Origin of the sequence: Paenibacillus sp. GCM10027626 (assembly GCF_042676285.1) — a bacterium.
GTDB lineage: Bacteria > Bacillota > Bacilli > Paenibacillales > Paenibacillaceae > Paenibacillus_Z.
Window position 1 is genome coordinate 114,611 of the sequence record NZ_JBHTHC010000017.1, and the last position, 14,090, is coordinate 128,700.

Sequence of the window (14,090 nt, forward strand, 5' to 3'; positions counted from 1 at the left end):
CCTCACCTCCCTTTCTGGTTTCTGCTGCGGGTTGCGTAATAGAGAACGGCGATCAGTACGATCTGCACGGCCGAATACAGTAAGGCCAGCGCGGAAGCATACCCCTCACGCCGGGAGCCGTCATACTTGGACGCCATAATGATGCCGTTGATCGGATTGGCTTCGAAATTCGCCAGAAACACGACCAGATAGATAACACATAAGCTGACCATCGGATAAATGGTCGGCAGCGTAATTTTCCAGAATGAGCTCCAGGGCGAAGCCCCGTCGATTGCCGCGGCTTCATACATATCTCTGCCAATCTTCTGCAGCCCCGCCAAAAAGATCAGAATCGGAACGGCGCTGTACCACAACAGCTCCACAATCAGCCCGAACAGATTGCTGATCAGCAGCACCGCATTATCCGATGGAATAATGGTCCGCAGTGTGTCCATCAGGAACTGGTTTGCCGTAATCGACATGCCCCCATACGTATTCATGTTATCCATCAGTTCGCCGTTCAAAATGACGATGGGCAAGAAAAACAGCAAACGGAAAAACGCCTTTCCCCTTAATTTCTGGTTCAGCAGCACGGCAATAATCATCGACAATGCAATGATGACGGGAATATTCAGCACGGTGCCGGCCAGGAAATTTTGCGCTTCGATGACGAAGTCGGTATCCTCGAACATAATTCTTTTGTAGTTTTCCGTGCCGACCCATTCATACCTCCATCCAGACTTGAGCCCGAAGGAGACGTTATAGAAGCTCATATAGACGGTTCGATACAGCGGATAAGCGACAAAGGCCAAAAACCCGATAATCCAAGGGCTGATAAACAGCACGCCGGTCCACGCTTGCTTGTTCCTCATAGTATCACAAACCCTTTTGCTTTAATTTTCACATTCCCGTCGCTGTACGACTCGTTATTGTAATTGATCACAATCGTTTTGCCGTTCGCATATTCGACCCGAACGACCCCCTCCGCCAAAATCGTGTGATGGATCATTTCGCTGTTGGACACTTCATGCAAAGCTTCGTTGACCCCGGCATACATATAGTCGATGCGATCCTGCAAATAAGGATATTCGGAGGCGTAGACGTCGTTCGATGCCGTCCGCTTAATGTCATAAGTCGATTCCCCCGTCAAAATGAAGGATGGAAATACCCCGAACTCGATCATTCTCAGCATGACGTCAGTGTCATTAGACGAAAAATTCATATACGGTGAGAACATGTCGACATAACCGCTTAGAATAAGCGGAATGAGCGGTACGGTCGCGTCGATAAAGATCAGATCCGAAGAAACGATCGGCGTATCGTAATACTCGCCGGCGTATTTATAAAGATAGGCGTCAGGCAAATAAATGCCCGTTCTGATGCCGTTATCGTTCAAATCCTGCAAAGCTTGTTCCATATAAGCCATTCCCTCGTTCGCATAACCGATCATTCCCTGATCGTAATGGGTAAACAACGTTTCCGTTAAGCCGCCCAAAGCAAGCGAGCCGATATTGTACTTTTTGAGCGCGTCCAAATCCCGCTCCGCCAAATACTGCACATATTTCGGATTGTTGGGGTAGTTGTACAACAATTTGCTGTCGTTCATCACCTGCATATCCTGCCGGTTCAATTTGCTTGCCGTATACTTCGTTTTTTCATAATACGATTGGGCATAGTCGATATAATAGCTGAACCTCACGTTGCGGGAATGGAAATCGGCGATCGCTTCTTTAAAAGCGTCTTCTCCCCCCAGCTGATCCATGACCTTGAACCGGTAGCCAGAATCTTCTTTCACAAATGTTTTAAAAGTAACGTTCAAATTCTGGTAGCCTTTCTCAATCAGCGTCTTGACCAGTTCCTGCGCCTGCCTGTACTTCGTCGCCGGCACATTTTCCGTACCGAGTGTTCCCATTGTCACTTCGTTATTGATAAAATCGATTTTCAGCGGAATTTGCTTACGGTCGGCTTCCGTTTTTTTGCTGAGGCCGTCTTTTTTGGCTAAATAATCGCGAAAGCCTTTGGCAACGCCAACGTAATCCGCTTTTGCGCCGCTCAAGAAAACATAACGCTGAACGAGATCGAATTGATTCGGAAGCTGCTGAAAACCGAGCACATATTGATCCTTATTGACCCGGCTTTGCATCTGGGCGTAGGCCTTGCGGTAATTGTAGGTAAAATACGACTGATAATCGCTTGTCTGCAAATTTTTCGACACATAATTGTAGGTCGCATAGCTGGCCCCGTCTTCCGCGATCACGAGCATGCCGACGCGGCCTTCATCATGAATCATGCCGTAAATCGGCAGGGATACCCTTTCCAGCGGTTTGACCGCCATATGCTTGGGGCCAAGCGCGCCGGTTGTTTCATAACCATAATCCTGGCCGTAAACGGGAGCCGAGTATCCGGTTGCATATTTCGGGGTTTCATCCAGCCTGACGATCGCTCCCGAGCCGTCAGGAATGACAATATAGCCGTTTTCCTTCTGCGGCACGCTTCCGAAAAAAGGGTAAACAATCATTTCGCTGAGCAGAATATCGTTGTTCCCCGGCTTCCACAAAGCCGGATTGTATTCCTGAATGCTCTCGCGGGGGATTTCGATGATTAAGTCCCCCTGCTTCAGCGTAACCACGACGTCGAACTTAAGCTGGACTTTCGTAAAGTCAATTGTCGCGGTAAAGCCGTCATCACGAAATTGAAACGTCTTTTTCGCTTGATCGCCCAGTATTGTACGCCGGCCTGGCTTGAATTTATCGTAGGTTACGATGGAAACCCCCGATTTGATGTACCCGATGATGTCTGGGCTGTACCCGGCCTTCTGCATATCCAAATCAACATTGTAGGAGAACCAGGCATAGCCGTTGCACTTGTCTTTGACCGCTATGGCGACGCTCTCTTCTTCCAGATAGAGCTCCAGCTGTCCGCTTTCGGCCGCCTTTTTGAACGAAGACGGTATCGCCGCCGTGCCGGCAGCCGGCTCGGTACATGGGCCCGATCCATCGTTCACGACGATATCTTTAGCGCTGCCTTGCGCTGCGGCCATGCTGAACTCCGCCTTCTCCGACTGATTGAACAACATATATAAGCCTAATGCGGCAAGGAGCAGCAAGCCAACTGCAATTTTCAATCTTTTTACGACCATCTTTTCCCCGCCTCCGTCACGACATCATACCCGAATCCAAGCAGCCCGGAGCCGATCGAATAGAGGACGAACAGGAACAACGCGATGATCAGCATCGTAAACACGCTTCTGACAATAACGCCAACCGTCTCGCCCACCTCGTAATTTTGGATGTCCTTGATTTTAAAAAACATTAAAACGGCGATCCAGAGCGCCATCGCCTGAACCGGCAAATGGTAAAACACCGCTTGCTCCAATGTTAGCGCGTTGCTGAATATGATAAGCGGCGGCATGATGACAATCATCGGGCTCAAGGAATAGGCTGTTGCGTTGTACACATCCCGGAACCTGCCTTCTCCGTCGGCGATGGAACAGACCAGGTAGTTGGACAGCACCCATAACACGGCGAATCCGACGATGATCGATAGTTCAAACAGAAAATATCCTTGCCCGGAAACAAACAGCCGGCTTGTGTATTCATATTGCAAGATCAGCATCACGACAACCAAAATATAGATGACCGTAGATGATAGCCTTGAAACCCGGTTCTCATACTGGATTTGATAAAAGCCCTCCAGCGGGCGCCGCAGAAAAGTAAACATATAAAGCAAATCGTCGATGATTTTAACCTTTCTGACGACAGCGAGCTTCCTTTTGACAATGACCCCGTATCCGAACTTTTCGCTCAGCCGCTTATACAAATAACCGATAACAATCAGCGCGAGGAAAACCGGAAAAATAATGTCCAAGTTGCCGGTCAGCCAGTTTTGGCGAATTTCCCAATAGGCTTCCGACATGCCGGATTTATAACGGGCATCCTTATACTCTTCATAAGCGTCCGCAGCGTCTCCGTCCCGTAGCAAGGCGTCGCCCAAACCGATATGCGCTTTGTCAAAGATCGAATTATATTTCAGCGTATATTCCCACAACTTTTGGCTTTTATCGTAATCGCCGTCCTGATACGCATCCATCGCCTGGTGAACCGTGTCCGCAAATTCGGTGGAACGGTACGTCTGGATCAGCTTCATCCCTTGATCGACGACGAGCAGCTCGTCAGCCGAGTTGGAGGCGATACTGACAGGACGGTTCAGCAGGCCGAGACGGCTGGAGTTGAAGTCTTTGCCCCCGAATAAAAACAATAAATTGCCATTCGCGTCGTACTCGAAGATCCAGCCGTCGGTATTGACGGCATACACATTGTTATGCTTCCCGCACCATACACTCTCCATGGCGAATGTCCCCACGATCGTGTCCGGGAAATAATTCGTCCCCGACACGTTAAACTTCTTGATCGGATTCGTCTCTACGGATGACGTCACGGTATAAATAAAGCCTTTTTTATCGATCGCGATATTGCTCGGGACATCGGGCATAACCTTCTCCATTTTCGCCTGCTGCGTCTCGGTCAAAAAAACGGAGCGCAATTGGTCGATCAACGGAACCTTCATCGGGTTGGCGCCAAAGAACGTAATAAATTCCCCTTCCCGGTTCAGCATGATCAAGCCGTTGATGGACCCCGTGCTGCGGACATACATGTTGCCCCGCACATCAACCGCAAGATGCGTCGGGCTAAATTCATAGCCTTCGGCAAAAATCGGCGCATCCGGCTTGCCGACCGTCTGTACCGGCTCGTAGGTCGATTTGTCAAAGACGTAAATCTCATTTTTGGACCCATCCGCTACATAAATAAATTGATCCGTGACAAACGTGCTTTTGATGGAGGAAAACTGGTCGCTCGCCAGCTCGTTCACAAAGCGGTAATTCCGGTCCAGCACAAAAACCTTGTTTAAGTCGCTGTCCGTAATGTACACGTAGTCCTGCTCATCGACGAAGACATGCTCGGGCGTACTTAGCTTTTGACCGTTAATCGCATTGATTTGCCCAGCCGGAATGTAAGAGGTTTGCGTCCTGATCGTCTTTCCTTCGCTGTCGCTCGTATAGGTGAAATAAGGCGTCTCAGCCTCCGCCACAGCGTGCGAAGCAAGGAAATACAGCAGCACCAAAGCCGCAAAACAGCGGAGCGGATTCGGTATTCCCCATTTTTTCATATCATTTGATCCCCGTATGAGCCATGGAGTCCATGACTTTATTTTGTAAAATAACAAATAAAATCAAATTTGGAACAAACATGATCAAGCCTACGACCGCGGATAATCCCGCTCCGGCTACAATGTTCCCCGATTGTCCGATGAGTGTATTCATGTAAAAAGGCAGCGTCCTGAGCGACTCGTCATCCATAAAGATGGAGGAGCTTTCGGTATTGCCCCAGCTGGCCTGAAACGTCAATATCGCAACCGTCGCGAGCGCCGGCCTGACGAGCGGCAGCATCACATTCCAATACACCCGCCAGTTGCCGCCTCCATCCATTTTCGACGCTTCGATCAAATCGTCCGGAATTTGGTCCATAAATTGCTTTAGCAGGAAGATACCGACCGGCATCGCCAGCATCGGAATAATATGGGCGAGATAGGTGTTGTAGATGCCCAACTGCTCAATAATGAGAAACCGCGGAATCATTACGGCGATCGGCACGAACATCAGGGCGAGTGTATTAATTTTATTGAAGGTATGCTTGCCCTTAAATTGCAATTTCGACAAGGCGAACGCCGCTAGTGAGCTAATGAACAGCATAAGCAAAATAACAGCGGTTGTTGTGAACAAGCTGTTAAACAAATATCTCGACATCGGAATTCCCGACTCCGAAGAAAATTGAAACAGCATGCGAAAATTTTCTAAAGTGGGCGTTTTCACGAAAAATGTCGGCGGATACGCAAACAGCTCCGTAAACGGCTTAAACGCATGGTTCACGATAAACAGGATTGGCAAGGTCAAAAACAGTGACATAATCAGCAATATGAGATGGAAACCGAGCTGATCCTTATGAAATTTCATCGGGTTGAATTTAACCAATCATCTCACCACACGGTATAAAAGTGCGGAGACTATTTGTCTCCGAATAATTTGTAGCTGATCTTGTTGAATAATACAACGACATACAACAGGACAACGGTTACCGCGGACGCATACCCCATTTCGTACCGGACAAACCCGAAATCGTTGGCATGGTCGACGATCAGCCAGCCGGCGTATTGGGGCGGAGGCGACCCTCCGCTGAGCGCAGCCGCCACGCCCGATGCATTAAAGGTGCCGATGATCGCCATGACGGCTCCGAACAGCATCTGGGGTTTCATGGAAGGGATCGTAATATAGAATATCTCCTGCCACCGGTTGCGAATGCCGTCGATACAGGCTGCCTCGTACATCGTCCGGTCAATGTTCAGCAGCCCCGCCAGCATCGCCAAAAACCCTACGCCCATGCTTCCCCACAATGCAATAAAGATCATAATCGGCACAAGCAGGCTTGGCGACTGCAGCCATTGCAGCGGCTCCTGGATAATGCCCATATTCATCAGCCAATAGTTTAAATAGCCTTTGCGGTCTCCGCTGAACAACACCTTCCACACGACAGTCATCATAATGGCTCCCGTTATCGAAGGCGAATAAATGATGACCGTGTAGATGGTTCTGATTTTATGGGGCACTTGCGACAGCATCCAGGCCAGGAAAAACGCGAGCATGTAGCCGATAGGCCCTACGGCGATCGCGTATAACAGCGTATTGGATACCGCGTACTGCAAAAACACGGCATCCCCCGTAAATAAATCGATATAATTTTGAAAGCCGATAAACCTCGGAAACTCAACCGTATTAAAGTAAGTAAAAGACAGCGCCATCGCGACCATGACCGGCAGTACGATTAATAAGGAAAACATCGCCGCATAAGGCAATATGAATAAATACGGAGAATCCGCCAACCTTTTCATTTTATGCTTCAGCTGCCGACTGCCTGTGCCGCTAGTTTCCATCCGTTTTCACCCAATTCTCCACATTTTCGATCGTTGGCACGACATACGGTTTGACCGGCTTCCCGTCCTTCACGTAACCGAACTCCTTTAACTTCCGTTCCAATTCCCTGTTCGTTGTTTTCACCGCATTTTCAATGGCAACCCGCGGATTTTCCTTGCCGAACACGACCTTGTTCCAAGCATTGCTGATTTCGCGCTCCAGCACGTAATCTCCGGGCACTCTTCCGCTTGCCTGAATCCATTTCCACTGCTCCAGAATGGCGTCTTTGGAATCGGAAGGCCAGGCGCTCTTCTTGAATCCTTCGAGATTTGCCGTCATGTACAAAAATTTGTCGCCCAAAGCCGCTTTAATATTGTACGAAAATACGCTTTGCGTCTCGGCGCTTGCCCACCACTTAATGAATGCCCACGCTTTGTCTTTTTTGGCGCTGTTCTTGAAGATGACGCTGGAGCTTCCGTAGGTCGGGTCCCACCGTTCGATGGTGCCGTCCTGATTGGCAACGCCGGGAATCGGAAGAATGCCCCATTGGCCGGCCAGTTCAGGCGCAGCGTATTTTAATTGGATATAGGTGTTGGCATCGCTGATCCCTACCGGCGTCGTGCCGTTGCGGAAGCTCTGGTAAAATTCCGAAGTCGTGATCGGCACATTATATACGGTGAAGAGATCAGTCATAAATTCGAACGCCTTGTATGCACCGTCGGTATTCACGACAGCCTTGGTTCCTGTCTCGTCGTATAACCGGCCGCCGAACTGGTAAATAAACGGCGTGGTGTTGTCAAAGCCTTTGAACGCATTGTTGGACCCGAGCGGTGTATAGAAATTCATGTCGTACCGCTGCAGCATCGGCACAAGGCCTATGACATCGTCCCACGTCTGCGGCGGGTCTTCCCCCAGAAACTTCAAAATGTCCTTGCGGTAAAACAGCAATTTGACGTCTTGCGTTTCCGGAAAGCCGTAGATGCCCTTGTCATAAATGACGGATATGAACGAACCGGGATTGTACTCTTTCGTGAGTTCATGGAACCCGTCGTACGGTTCAAGATTTTCAACGATTCCCCTAAGCGCAAGCTCAAACGGCTTGCCGTAGCCGATTCCCATGGCTGCATCCGGCGTACTGCCCGCTGCGTTCGATAACACAATTTTGTTTTCATCAGGCAGAACCGACAAATTGATTTTGATGCCCGTTGCCGGCGTAAACTTCTCATCGATCATCCGCTGCATCACATCGACATATAGCCGGGATTGATTCACCCACACCTCGACCGCATCCGAGTCCGTGTCATCTGACCGGCTGTATCTTTTATTGAAAAAGGAGTACATGAACGCCTTGGAGCTTTCTACGGCGCCCGTGATGAAGCCGGCTTTGGGGGCCGGCAGATCGCTGCCCTGGTGCACGTATATTTTGTCGAGATGCATCGGATTATAGATGAGCATCGGCAGCACCGATTTGATTTTCCCGTAGGCGGAATGCTCCCCTTCACTGAATTTGCTCCTATAGTGCGGCAATTTCTCCGGGTCTGCAATAAATTCGCGTACCAATTGCTCGGCTGCTTCCAGCTCGCCGATTGCCGGCAAATCTTCGTTCCGGGTTTGTACGATCAAGGCATTTTTCTGTTCCGCAAGCTTGCTGGCAATTCCGGATAAATAGACCTTGATGTCCGGGATATATTTTTCGATGCGCCACTTCCGTTTCTTGTCAACGAGACCGCCGGTCAGCTGGTTTATATCCTGAGCGATAGAATCGATTGCTTTCGTCGTCGCCAACAGCTCATGGTAAATATCCCGCATATTGGAATTGTCAACGGAAAGCGTGAGCGTGTGGCTGCCTTTCTCCAAATAAATCTCATATGGCACGCTGGCCGAATCGCCCAGCGTCTCATTCGTCCACCCGCCGGAGTAGTCGAAATTGTAGCACTCCATCTCCTGAAAAGGGACTTCCCCGTCGATTTCGATTCTCCGGTGCGTTGGCATGCCGTTATTGGTATCCTGCGAATATTTGAAAGTGAGGTGATAGAAGCCGCTTTCCGCGACGTCGAATGAATAGGAGACGCTGTCTCCGCTCTCCCCGAAGGAGTAACCGTCCAACACATTCAGCACCCTATGCTTGTAATCATACGGCGTTACTTGCGGATCCCTCATATATTTCGCGCGAATGCTTTGCCTGCTCTTCACAGAAACACGCTCGGCTTCAAGCGTAATGATCCGGCTGCCTGAGCCTGCTTGCGACGATCCCTTACTGTTCTTTCGGTAAGTCTCGTAAGGCAGAGCGGAGCTGGCGCTATTGGAAAGCCCGATCTTTCCGATCAGCACGGCGCCTTCACGCAGCGTGATGCGGACCTGGTTGTTTCCTTTCTTCATGTAAAACTTCAACGGGTCGGTAAAAAAGAAATTCGGATCGGTGAGGCCCGACTTCTTCCAGATAGACAGAATCTCCGATCTTTGCGCCAATTCGTCGCCAAAACGGTCCACCTTGCGGCCCTCCTCGACCTTCCAATCGACCGCAAGCCTTAATTCGTCCATTTCATTGTATTGCTTCGTACCGTTGATTTCGATGGCAAGCTCCGGGTTGATTGCCGATTGCGGCAAAACACAATAATCCAGCCAGATTTCATAGAGGCCCTCATCGTCGACGTTCAGCTCGAAGGAAAACGGGTCCTTCGGTTCCAGATAGATGACATCGCTTCCATAGCCGCCGCTTTGCAGCTGATCATAAACTTTGCCACCGTCAAGCTGCGCAAGCGGGATCGTATACTGCCGTTTCGGAACAGGTACCTTCGCCGCTTCCCACTTCTTCCTGACACGATAGTAGCTGCTGTCCTCGTCGTAGCTTTTCGTGTAAGCCTCCAGCTTCGCTATATGAAGCTCCTGCTCGGCTTTGGACAATGCCTGTACGGGGACGCTGCCCGGGCGCTGGCTTATGACGAGCAGGCAGGCAGCAGCCGCGATTGCGAAAATACCGGCAATTAGTTTCTTGTTTGCCGTCACTTGACCACAACCTTATATCTCCAAATTTCGCCCAACAATCAGCAGCATCCGGCTGCAAGCCGGCTGTTGATTGTTGGGCTTAAGATTTGTTTATTTTTTATTGTACTCGCGCATATAGTCATCGAGCGTTTTGTTCATGAGCGCATCCCATTCCGGCGCGATATCGCTATATTTTTTGCCTTCGTCCCGAATTTGATTGCGGATTTTCCACGGATCGAGCGTTTCATAAGCTTTGGCTACAGCCGGGATATTTCTCGGGAAAGGAACCGGGTTTGAGAGCATCTGCTGGAATTCAACGTTTTGGAACGCCGGGAAGTTAAAAATCGCCAGCTCGCTGTCTTCTTTAAATCCTTTCACAAGCGGATGGTTTTTGAGCACCTCGGGATCGGTCGTGACCGGCCAGCCTTGAATGAAGTCCATCAGCCGATCCTCTGCCCGTAACGGCGCGTCCTCCGGCAGTCCGGTATACTCGTCGATCAGCGCCCAGCGGGATTTCAGTCCTTCCACGCCGTAAGTCAGCCATTTCAGCAATTGAAACGCCGCTTCCGCTTTCACCGGATCATCGGACAATGCGCTCGACAAGCTTAACGTGTCATAATAACCGTGCAAGCTGGTCGTGCCGCCATCCGGCGCTTGCGGCATCGGGTAAATATCAATATTCATTTTCCGTTTTTTGATTAATTCATTGACGTCCGAGCTTAAAGCGTACATCCAAACATTGCTGACAGCCTCCAAGCCGTCGCCCCATGGCCATGCCAGGTTGCCGACTTTTTTCTTCCGGTCCCCTTCCTTCATGTCCCAGAAGTGCAGCCCTTCTTTCCCTTCTTTGGAAACAAGGTCAAGCCATTCGCCGAATTTTTTGCTGTCCGTGAAATCGAATTTGCGCGTATCGACGTTAAAGCCTTTCCAGCCGTTCGGGATACTGTCGAAATAATGCGGACCAAAATCAATAAATTCGATCATGCCTGGGAAAATCGGATTATTCGGCGTGAGCTTCGCCACTTCCTTGCGCAAATGCTCGTAATCTTCATACGTCCAGTTATACGGCGGGATCGCGATGTTGTTTTCCTTAAGCAGCCCCAGGTTCAGCGCCGGGAATTGCGATACGGACATCCACGGAATCCCGTAAATTTCTTTGCCGTCATACGTGGTCATAAAGCTTCTTGCATGTTCGGAAATCCATTTCGATTCCGGGTCAGCCTCGAGAAAAGGCGTCAAGTCGAGCGTCAATTCCCTATCGTAGGCTTCGGCCGATAACGGGGAATAGAAGATGTCCGGCAGTTTTCCTTCCATCGCCTTTGCCGTAAGAATTTCAAGCTCATCCGTATCGGATTGCTCAACGGCGAATTGGCGGTCGCGGACGACTTTAATATTCGGATACTTCTCCGTAAACTTTTTAATATTCAAATAGATCGGGTTCGTGTCGTCATTTTCGCCATAGAAGCGCAGTGCAAAAGTCAGCTCGATCGGCTTCGTCTGCCATTCGGGGACCTCGTTGCTCTCTGGATCAGTTCCTTTCTCCTCGGAAACCTGTCCGGGTTCATTCCTCGGCTCCGTATTGCCCGATTCTGTGGAGCATGCGGCAAGCAGCAGTGAAAGCAGCAACGAAATCGAAATGAGTAATGCAATCCTCTTTTTCATTTGACCCTCCATCGTCTTTTTCTAATTATAAGAAAGTATAAGTTTCACCTTATACACAGTCTATAGTATACAGGCAAACAGCATCCCGCCAAGATAGAAAGCGGTCTTCTCTTATGGGGGAGAAATGTTCGATGCCGGAATACATCTCTCCCCTTCATTGCCGGTCATTTGTACCCCCTTGGCAGAATCGACAGGGTCTCCCTAGTTTTGGTAGAGCTGGACATCGTCGATCTGCACGGACGTCGAGCCCGGGGAATCGACATAAAAGCCGATATCAAGCTGGCCGTTGGTTACTTCAATCGTTGAACTGTACTGCCTCCACACGCCATCGGCTATCATATCGCTATACATATCGGTACCGCCGAAATTGGTTGCTTCCATCCTGACCGTCTCGGGAACGCCGCCGTAAGCTGTCGCCTTCACCCAAGCCTTGATCGTGTATGAACCGTCCACAAGACCGGTTTTCGTCTGGCGCACCCTTTGCTGATATGCACTGTCGTTCCAGAAATAAAGCTTGTTGTACCCGCTGTGATTGTCATTATAATCTACGCCGTAGGAAGGCTCCTGATCCGCCGGATGCCATTCCGTCCATCCGTTGATGTTACCGCTCTCAAATCCCGGGTTTACCAGATCGATCAATGCGGGCGAAGCCACTTTGCCGATGTAAACCATATCCCAGTATGATAGTTTCGGGAGCGTAAACGATACGTAATTTCCGTCCGTATCCGAGCCTGTCGTATAGCTGAGCGGGAAGCTGCTGCCGTTCGCGTAGTCGGGAGAAGCCCATGTCACCGAGCTCACCTCGCCCTGATAGTAGTATTTTACGGCTATGTTGGTCTGCTCGAGCGGAGCCGGATAATCGGCGTTCGTATCCCGCCAGTTGTTCGAGCTTTCCCCCAGCAAATTGATGAGGTGAAGCACATCGAATCCGTTTCCTGTTTTGGCAAACGTCCACACTTTATCGGGCTCCGCCGCTTCACTCGCTTCAATGCCGACAAGCTCAGTCTTGTTCCAAATATTGTCCAGACCGCCGCGCAATAAATTTTCATAGGCAACGAGGAAGTCGTAATAGCTGCGCAGCTGTCTTTTTAATGCGCCGGTCATCACCAAATTGCGGTTCGGAAAATACTCCTGACTGAGCATGCGGACATCCTCGCCAAGCTCGATATGGGAGCCGCCGCCGGCAAAAATCGCCGCATTCGCCAGCAGCACGCCGGGCAGGTTAAAGCTGCCGGGAATCTGTGCGGACTTTGTTTTGGAGTAATCATAGTTCATGTAGCCCGCAAGGATGACAGGCTTTGTGCCGTTCGTGTTCGCAGCCCCGGCGTCAATCACCCTTTTGATATCGTAGTAGGTTCGCTGCCCGTTGCCTTCCCACATTTCGGTATACAAGCCGTCCGTATCGGCTCCCGCAGTCTCGATTTGCCCGTAATTTCCTACATTGTTGAACACGATTGTTTTGTTGAGCGCCGCCTTGGCGCTGTTCAGAAAACCGGCAAACGTATCTTTCACCTTTATTGCGGTGCCGTTATAATCGTACATTGTCCCCCAATCCCCAAGCTGGTCGATGTGCCAGCCGTCAAAAGGATATGCCGCGAATACGTCGCTTTCTTTGGCGTTGATATAATTTTGCCAGCCTGGATCACCGGGATTGAACATAAAAAGATTTGAGGCCGCCCAGCCCCATGGCAACCCGACATTCCACTGATGGCTATGATTGTTGTCGGTAAACAGCCCCCACTCGGGAGTTACGCCGCTGCCATCCTCGCCATAACCGTTATAGGCGCCGTACAGCAGGTTATAGTTCATGGCCACCATATTTTTGCCATGCCCTGCCGCAATATAGTCGAGTATGGTCTGACGGGAAACAGGCCTGGCCGCGATATCGTTCCATGAAGCAGCCGGGTTCTGCACCGTCCCTGCAAGAGGTACATGATGCTTCCACTGCCAGTCATAATATTGCATCGCATTGAGGTGGTACTTGCTTAGCTCGCCTATATTTTTGCCGGAGACTCCACTCGGCTGTTCTGGGAAATCGCCCAAATATCCGTAACGCGGAAACCTGGTCCAGGTCGAAGACACATCCACTGCGGTGTTCATATTGTCCAATGTAACGCCCGATGCGTCTTTGACTGCCGCTTCTACCATATATCCGGTGAAATCCGTTGCTGGCGGCGTCCATGTAAAGGTAAGCGTTGACTTGGCGCCTTTTTTTAGTGTGAAGGTTTGGGTTGAAGGCGCGCCGGCCGTTGTCGTCAAATACTTATAGGTCAAAGTGATCGTTGCTTTGTTCATGTTGAATGCCGTATTGTTCTCTAGCTCGGCATAGATCGTAACGGCCTCTCCCGGGCTGTACATGGCCTTATCCGTATACAAATCCGCGATGGCGACGCTGCCTTTGCCGGCGGCGTTGGCAGCTTGGGGCGTTATGGCGAGCGATGATAATAATAGCATCACTAGCGCAACCATAAGAAGTCTTCCTCTTCGCATAAAATTGCCT

The 14,090-nt window shown here is 50.1% G+C and carries 8 protein-coding genes; all 8 read right to left on the bottom strand.

All coding sequences use genetic code 11. The features are described 5' to 3' along the window. Positions 1 to 2: 2 nt before the first annotated feature. Positions 3 to 851 carry a carbohydrate ABC transporter permease gene (locus ACFQ0N_RS27130; protein WP_379332278.1) on the bottom strand — a complete coding sequence of 283 codons (849 nt, stop codon included), beginning with the start codon at positions 849 to 851 and terminating at the stop codon, positions 3 to 5. Beyond that, on the bottom strand, positions 848 to 3,118 hold the full coding sequence (locus ACFQ0N_RS27135; protein ID WP_379332280.1) for a DUF5696 domain-containing protein: 2,271 nt from the start codon (positions 3,116 to 3,118) through the stop codon (positions 848 to 850). Before ACFQ0N_RS27135 ends, ACFQ0N_RS27130 begins: the two co-directional genes overlap by 4 nt. Beyond that, positions 3,109 to 5,145 (bottom strand): YIP1 family protein, encoded by a 2,037-nt coding sequence (locus ACFQ0N_RS27140; RefSeq protein WP_379332282.1) that lies wholly within the window; start codon positions 5,143 to 5,145, stop codon positions 3,109 to 3,111. The genes ACFQ0N_RS27135 and ACFQ0N_RS27140 overlap by 10 nt, the downstream gene beginning before the upstream one ends. A 1-nt stretch (position 5,146) precedes the next feature. Next, a complete protein-coding gene (locus ACFQ0N_RS27145; protein WP_379332284.1) occupies positions 5,147 to 5,989 on the bottom strand; it encodes a carbohydrate ABC transporter permease in 843 nt (280 codons plus the stop codon). Positions 5,990 to 6,039: 50 nt separating this feature from the next. Beyond that, the gene (locus ACFQ0N_RS27150; RefSeq protein ID WP_379332286.1) at positions 6,040 to 6,963 is read right to left on the bottom strand and encodes a carbohydrate ABC transporter permease; all 924 of its coding nucleotides are present in this window, start codon (positions 6,961 to 6,963) and stop codon (positions 6,040 to 6,042) included. After that, positions 6,953 to 9,949 carry an extracellular solute-binding protein gene (locus ACFQ0N_RS27155; protein WP_379332288.1) on the bottom strand — a complete coding sequence of 999 codons (2,997 nt, stop codon included), beginning with the start codon at positions 9,947 to 9,949 and terminating at the stop codon, positions 6,953 to 6,955. Before ACFQ0N_RS27155 ends, ACFQ0N_RS27150 begins: the two co-directional genes overlap by 11 nt. A gap of 90 nt (positions 9,950 to 10,039) precedes the next feature. Continuing rightward, positions 10,040 to 11,590 (bottom strand): ABC transporter substrate-binding protein, encoded by a 1,551-nt coding sequence (locus ACFQ0N_RS27160; RefSeq protein ID WP_379332290.1) that lies wholly within the window; start codon positions 11,588 to 11,590, stop codon positions 10,040 to 10,042. 201 nt (positions 11,591 to 11,791) lie between these two features. Further along, positions 11,792 to 14,080, bottom strand: coding sequence for a glycoside hydrolase family 66 protein (locus ACFQ0N_RS27165; RefSeq protein ID WP_379332292.1), 2,289 nt, complete (start codon positions 14,078 to 14,080; stop codon positions 11,792 to 11,794). Positions 14,081 to 14,090: the final 10 nt, after the last annotated feature.